Genomic DNA, 7169 nt, shown 5'->3' on the forward strand with positions numbered 1-7169 from the left:
AGCTGAATCACCTCAGGAATCTCCTTTTAAAATTGTTTCAAATGATAACTACTATTTCGTAGGTGAGTTACTCAAAGTGTTCCGGTAAAATATTGTTCGAATTTATATTAACAATTATAAATAAACACAAACACTATGAAAACAAAGCTATTCTTCGCCGCCGTTTTAATCTTGTTTCTATTTAATGCTTGCACTGAAGATGAAACTAGTGATGTCAGATACAATGAAATGTACCTGGCCGCTTTAATGGATTCTGGTCAGGACAACTATGAGGACAGCTACCGCGAAAACTACAATGATTATGAAGAAAATCCTTTTATAAAAGTTAGTGATCAACCGGTTTCTACATTCTCGGTTGATGCCGATGGTGGCTCGTATGCGAATATGAGACGTTTTTTATACTTGGGACAAACGCCACCTAAAGCTTCGGTACGAATTGAAGAATACCTCAATTACTTTACTTTCGATTACGCTGGGCCGACAAATGGTGAAAATGTATCGTTAAATTCTGAAATAGCAAGTTGCCCCTGGAATACAGATCATTATCTTATGCGTTTGGGAATGAAGGGAAAAACCATCCCTGAAAATGAACTGCCAAATTCGAACTATGTGTTTCTAATCGATGTTTCCGGATCGATGAATTCGCCGGAGAAACTAGGTATTCTTAAGTCGGGATTTAAAACCATGACAGATAACCTAAAGGACCAGGATAAAATTGCAATTGTTACCTATGCCGGAGAGGCAGGAGTATTGCTCCCTTCGACATACGGTGATGAAAAGGATAAAATTAAAGAAGCAATAAATAAACTTGGTGCCGGTGGTTCTACTGCAGGTGCAGCCGGAATATTAACGGCTTACGATATTGCAGAAGAAAACTTTATTCAGGATGGCAACAACCGGGTGATTTTAGGTTCTGACGGAGATTTTAATGTTGGTCCGTCGTCAACCGATGAGTTGGTTGAATTGATCGAAGAAAAACGCGAATCGGGAATTTATTTAACAGTACTGGGTGTTGGAAGTGGAAACCTGAACGACCACATGATGGAGCAAATTGCCAATAAGGGAAATGGTAATTACGAATACATCGACAATGCCAACCAGATACAAAAGGTATTTACACATGAATTTGGTAAATTTTTCACGGTCGCAAAAGATTCAAAAATACAGTTGACATTTAATGAAAACAGGGTTGACTCGTACCGCCTCATTGGTTACGAGAACCGAAGTTTGGAAAATGAAGATTTTGAAAACGATTCAACCGATGCAGGAGAGATTGGTTCGTCGCAAACCATTACAGCGCTTTACGAACTTGTACTTACAGATGGAACGACGAATGAAAAATTCGCACAATTCGATTTTAGGTATAAAAAGCCAAACGCAAGCGAAAGCCAATTGATAAAGCACGAAGTAAACGGCACAACACTGGATATCGCCGCATCATCAGAGAACATGAAATTTGCTGCAGCGGTTGGTGGATTAGGACTAATAATGAAACAATCAGAATACAAAGGAACCGCTTCGAAAGAATTAGTTCTTGACCTTCTCGAAAATTCGGTTTCTTTTGATCCGTTCGGATATCGACACGAGTTCGTTGAGTTGGTTTCCGACTGGCACGAATAGTATTTCAGAGTTCTATGACCTCAAGAAAGGACAAGAATAGAAAATCACTTCCGAATTAAGTTCCTTTTCTACTAGAGGAAAATGAGAATCTTAAATATAAAAGTGAATAATATAATGAAGCCGGGACAAATTGTTCCGGCTTCAATTTTGTTTACTTTTTAACTGACCATCCCGTTTTCAAACCGAAAACGAACCAGCCCAAATACAGTGCCCCAACCGCAAAAATGGTATCGCCAATGGCACGTAGCCAACGTATTGTTTCCAATGTTGGACTTTCTAAAAATTCGGCTGAACGTGCATACCACAAACCGTGCTTTACACTGGCAACCGTTTGCGCCAAACCTACAGGCAACACACTCAATACCACCATTAGCAAAAGCCCTATATTCATCATCCAGAATGCGTTGCGTATCGATTTTTCTTTCCAGACTGCATTTAAATCCATATCGCGCAAAACAAAAAGCATCAGTCCGATTCCCAACATACCATAAACGCCAAATAACGCCGTGTGACCGTGAACCGGGGTTGTATTTAATCCCTGCATGTAGTACAGTGCAATTGGTGGATTAATTAAGAATCCGAAGATTCCGGCACCAAGGAAATTCCAGAATGCCACCGAAACAAAAAAGTATATCGGCCATTTGTAAGCAGCAACCCATTCTTTGGCGCGGCTCATTCGTATGTTATGATAGGCTTCAAAACCCATTAATACCAGTGGAACTACTTCCAATGCACTAAATGTAGCTCCCAATGCAAGAACAGCTGTTGGTGTTCCTGTAAAATACAAGTGGTGGAAGGTACCGATTATACCTCCGGATAAGAAAATGATGGTAGAGAACAGCACACTTGATGTTGCAATTTTTGTCTGAATCAACTGCATTCGCACAAAAAGAAAGGCTATTGCAACGGTAGCAAACACTTCAAAAAATCCTTCAACCCAAAGGTGAACAACCCACCAACGCCAGTATTCGGCAATCGCCAGGTGAGTTTGGCGTCCCCACATTAAACCGGCAGCATAAAAAGCTGCAATCGCAATCGATGAAATCAGGAACATGGTAAGTAAATGCCTGTTTTCATTCTTTGCCTGTAATGCCGGCCAGATTGCGCGACCCATTAAAAGCAGCCACAATACCAGACCGATAAGAAGGAAAATCTGCCAGAACCGGCCCAAGTCAACATACTCGTAGCCCTGGTGTCCAAACCAGAAATTTTCAACAAGTCCCAGCTTTTGCATTACGCCCATCCATTGGCCGGCTAAAGAGCCAACAACAATAATCAGTAATGCGATAAACAAAAAGTTTACACCAAAGCGCTGAAACTTTGGTTCCTTACCTGAAATTGCCGGTGCTATAAATAGTCCGGTAGCGAGCCACGATGTTGCAATCCAGAAAATAGCCAGTTGTATGTGCCACGTTCTGGAAATAGAATAGGGGAGGAAGTCGGCCAGTGGCAAGCCATAGAAGCCCAATCCTTCCACACCATAATGCGCTGTTACAACGCCCATAAATATTTGTACTAAAATAAGTGCTGTTACCACCCAAAAATACTTTAAAGTGGCTTTCATCGATGGAGTCAGTTTGGTTCCCGATAAAGGATTCACTTTCGGTATATCTGGATTAGCTTCTTCTTCGCGGTTGGTAGCATAATACCAGCCGAGTAGTCCAATACCAAACAGCAAAATAATTACACTGAATCCTGTCCACAAAAGCAACGATCCGGTTGGCTCATTACCAACCAGTTTTTCAGGTGGCCAGTTATTGGTGTAGGTAATATCTTTTCCGGGGCGTTCGGTAACCGTGGCCCAGCTGGCCCAAAAGAAAAACGCATTCATTTTATCCATTCGGACTTTGTCTTTTATCGAGTTGGCCGGAATGGCATATGCTTCGCGTAACTCAGCCAGTTCGGGATCGTTCATAAATAAACCTGAATAATGGACACTGTTACTTTTAATGGCTTCGGCACGAACTTTTGAAACTATGAGACTTTGCGAAGCTTTGTCGTATGTGTTTTTCCGCAGTTCGTTTTGAAGGCGTTTTTGAAGAAGCGCCTGTTTTTCGTCCTGCAGGTCATCATACGATTGCGAAAATTCGGCCAACGACCAGGTATCTAAAATGAAGAGTGCTTCTTTGTGCAACCAGTCAGCTGTCCAGTCAGGGGCTTTGTAGGCTCCATGTCCCCATATGGTTCCAACTTCCTGTCCACCCATCGATTGCCAAACATTCTGGCCATCTTTTATATCAGCAGAAGTAAATAATACGGAGCCATCCGGTGTTATTACTTTTTCAGGAATGGGAGGAGCTTGTCGGTAAATTTCCCGGCCAAAATAACCAAGTATTCCAAACGAAATGACCATTACGAGGATAAAACCGATCCAGAGTTTTTTTGAATTCATAAATACTGATTTTAAAGTTTAGTACCACAAATGTATAATAAAATTATAAAAGGACCCCGTTGTCCTTTTATAATATGTTTCTATCTTTGTCAAAAAAATAATAGCTATGGAAATCAGAAAAAATTCAACAGTAGGCGAGATCGTAAAAGAAAATTATAAAACCGCTCAGGTATTTGACCGTAACCACATCGATTTTTGTTGTGGAGGTGGTATAAGTCTGGAAAAAGCCTGTGAAAAAGCAAATGTAGACATCGCTACTTTGTTACCGGAGTTGGAAATTGTAGTGCAGGCAAACGATCCGGATTCAGAATATATCGATTCGATGGAACTGAATGAACTGTGTGATTATATTGAAAAAAGGCATCATTCATACGTCAACGATAATATCCCATTTCTGCAGGAGAAACTAAATAAGCTTTGTAATGTACATGGTGAAAATCACCCGGAGCTTTATAAAGTTCGCGAATTGTTTGAAACGGCAGCCGGGAACCTCACTGCGCACATGAAAAAGGAAGAGTTAGTGTTGTTCCCATATATTCGTAGATTAGTAAAATCTAAAAACGGAGAAAATACGGGGTTATCCGAATTCGGAGGAATAGATGCACCCATTCAGACTATGTTAGATGAACACCAGGCTGAAGGCGAGCGCTTTTTTGAAATTGCAGCATTAACATCTAATTATACCTGTCCGCCCGATGCATGTAATACTTATCGTATTACTTATCAAACATTAAACGATTTTGAGCAGGATTTACACCGACATATTCATTTGGAAAACAATATTTTATTTTTGAAAGCATTAGCTTTGGAAAAAGAAATTATTTCAAAAAACTAAAAATATGTTGGCTAAAAGTACTGAATATGCAATACGGGCACTGGTTTTTGTTCAGCTCCGAAACTGGGAGGGAAAACGACCGGGTGTTGTTGAGATTGCAAAAGAAATAGAGGCTCCTCCTGCGTTTTCTGCAAAGATCTTGCAAACGCTTACCCGACACCGGTTACTTGATTCGGCAAAAGGTCGGGGCGGTGGATTCTTTTTTAACAACGAACAGAATGAACTGACGCTGTACCAAGTGATTCATGTAATGGAAGGTGATGCCTGTTTCCATCGTTGTGGTTTCGGATTAAAATCATGTAACAATGATAATCCATGCCCGTTACATGAACAATATAAGGAAGTACGCGATAAGTTTTTTGAAATTGTTCAGGAAGAAACCATACAGGCATTATCCGAAAAAATCAGAAAAGGAGAAGCCGTTCTAAACCGAGGAATTGGATAGTAATGCCTGTTTTGAATTTATTATGGTGACTTTGTTAAAAGAATGTTTGAGTGACGATTAAAAGAGTTTGGCGAGATGACAGCATAAACACTTGTATTGCCTGTAAAATGTGTAATCTTTTTGCCCCGCGCGTATTTAAAGTTTTCGATAAAATGATTGTGGTGCCGGGGCTTGATTACACTTTTTACGAACTAGAAATTAAAGATGCAGCAGAGAATTGCCCTGTACAAATTATAAAATTTGAGGAATAACATCTGTTAATGGATAACTGATATGTCGGAATTCACAAAAACGAATGAGAAAAGGCAGGCTAAATTAAAAGAAGTTTCAAAACTGATTCTTGAGACAGGTAATGCACATTCCTTTGTTATCGCCAATAAAGATTTTATACCAACGGTTATTCCCGCTGATTTTATTGCGTTGTTCGATATTTTAGTAAAAGAAGGCATTTCTGTTGAAGATCTGAAAAAGCTTGCCAGTAAGCTTTTGAATATATTTCATATTCCCATTGAAACTTACCCAAGAATAGAACCTGATACCAATTCCTTTTTAGGTGTTTTGGAGAAGAATAACCGTGAAATGGTGCGGAGTTTAGATGAAATAAGACCGGTGTTTAAAGCCTTCGTAAAAGACCCGGCGAACAATGTGTTGCAAACGAATTTGCTCAACAAATTCAGACAGCTGGAGGTTTTTGTAAAACACTATACCATTAAAGAAAATGTACTCTTCCCGGCCATTGAAAAAGCATGGCCCGATTACCGTTGTTTGCAGATTATGTGGTCTATTCACGATGATATTCGATCCAATATAAAGTTTGTGATCGGTCAATTGGAAAGTGGTTCCATCGAAATTAAGACTTTTAATCGTTGCGTCGGCGATATCTTCTTTAATATGATGGCCATCAAATTCCGAGAGGAACGTATCTTGTTTCCTGTAATTCTTTCAACAATCGGTAAAGAAGAATTACAAGCCATGAATCGATTGGGTCTTGAAATTGGCTTTCCATATATTCAACCCCGAAGTATAATCCAGGAGGAACAAGAAAGTAACTCCAATGGATTTATAAATCTTGGAACAGGAATTTTGAATGCCGAACAAATTAAACTGATTTTTAATCATCTGCCGGTTGATATTACCTATGTTGATGAACACGATAAGGTTCAGTATTTTTCTACTCCGCCAAAACGAATTTTCCCGCGAACGGTTGCGATCATCGGGCGCGAGGTTAAAAATTGCCATCCTCCTGAAAGCGTGCATGTGGTAGAAAAAATTGTGGAATCGTTTAAATCAGGCGAAAAAGACCAAGCCTCTTTCTGGATAAAAATGAAAGGAGACTTTATTCTTATTCAATATTTTGCGGTAAGAGATCAATCGGGTAATTATAAAGGAGTGATTGAAGTGTCGCAGGAAATTTCGGAGATCAAAGCCCTGGAAGGCGAAAAACGGTTACTCGACTGGTAGCATAATTCCTAAAAGTCGTTTGTCCCAAACGTGTAATTTTGCCCCCGGAATGGCTGATTTCTGTCAGATTAGAGACGTGGGAAAACGTTCTTTAGTTGTGCTGACTAATGACCAGATAGTTTGAGATAAGAAGTATTTCTTTCTTAAGAAAAATGCCGGTTTGTAACATTTGGTACAAAATTTCGGTATGATTCAAAAGATATTTACTTCATAAAAGTTTGATCGACTATCGCTATGCTAAAACAACTACTTCCGCCGAAAAAATGGCAATTACCTGTAATATTCACTTTAAGTATTTTAGTAGGTCTGGTATTATTTCTGCTTTATGTTTCAAAAGCACATTCATACCTTTCTGATAATCCTGCAACCTGTACCAATTGTCACATAATGGCACCACAGTATGCCACGTGGCAGCA

Annotated in this window: 6 protein-coding genes and 1 pseudogene; 6 read left to right on the forward strand and 1 reads right to left on the reverse strand. The window is 39.6% G+C overall.

Going from position 1 to position 7169, the window contains the following annotated elements; all coding sequences use genetic code 11:
* Positions 1–135 precede the first annotated feature (135 nt).
* Complete coding sequence (locus tag QZ576_RS22180; protein WP_297101698.1) at positions 136–1620, forward strand: VWA domain-containing protein; 1485 nt, start codon at positions 136–138, stop codon at positions 1618–1620.
* 151 nt (positions 1621–1771) lie between these two features.
* Here QZ576_RS22180 and QZ576_RS22185 read toward each other — a convergent pair whose 3' ends face one another.
* Complete coding sequence (locus QZ576_RS22185; RefSeq protein ID WP_297101700.1) at positions 1772–4012, reverse strand: nitric-oxide reductase large subunit; 2241 nt, start codon at positions 4010–4012, stop codon at positions 1772–1774.
* 106 nt (positions 4013–4118) lie between these two features.
* Between QZ576_RS22185 and ric the strand changes: the two genes are divergently transcribed.
* From ric to QZ576_RS22210, 5 genes and pseudogenes are all read left to right on the forward strand, one after another.
* On the forward strand, positions 4119–4847 hold the full coding sequence (ric, locus tag QZ576_RS22190; RefSeq protein ID WP_297101702.1) for an iron-sulfur cluster repair di-iron protein: 729 nt from the start codon (positions 4119–4121) through the stop codon (positions 4845–4847).
* Positions 4848–4851: 4 nt separating this feature from the next.
* Positions 4852–5292, forward strand: a complete 441-nt coding sequence (locus QZ576_RS22195) for an Rrf2 family transcriptional regulator (RefSeq protein WP_297101705.1) — start codon at positions 4852–4854, stop codon at positions 5290–5292.
* A gap of 50 nt (positions 5293–5342) precedes the next feature.
* Positions 5343–5543 carry a ferredoxin gene (locus QZ576_RS22200; protein ID WP_297101708.1) on the forward strand — a complete coding sequence of 67 codons (201 nt, stop codon included), beginning with the start codon at positions 5343–5345 and terminating at the stop codon, positions 5541–5543.
* Positions 5544–5565: 22 nt separating this feature from the next.
* A complete protein-coding gene (locus QZ576_RS22205) occupies positions 5566–6753 on the forward strand; it encodes a PAS domain-containing protein (protein ID WP_297101710.1) in 1188 nt (395 codons plus the stop codon).
* 234 nt (positions 6754–6987) lie between these two features.
* Positions 6988–7169 (forward strand): annotated as a pseudogene (locus QZ576_RS22210) (cytochrome c nitrite reductase small subunit); the annotation flags it as partial.

The sequence above is a fragment of the uncultured Draconibacterium sp. genome, from assembly GCF_913060805.1.
GTDB lineage: Bacteria > Bacteroidota > Bacteroidia > Bacteroidales > Prolixibacteraceae > Draconibacterium.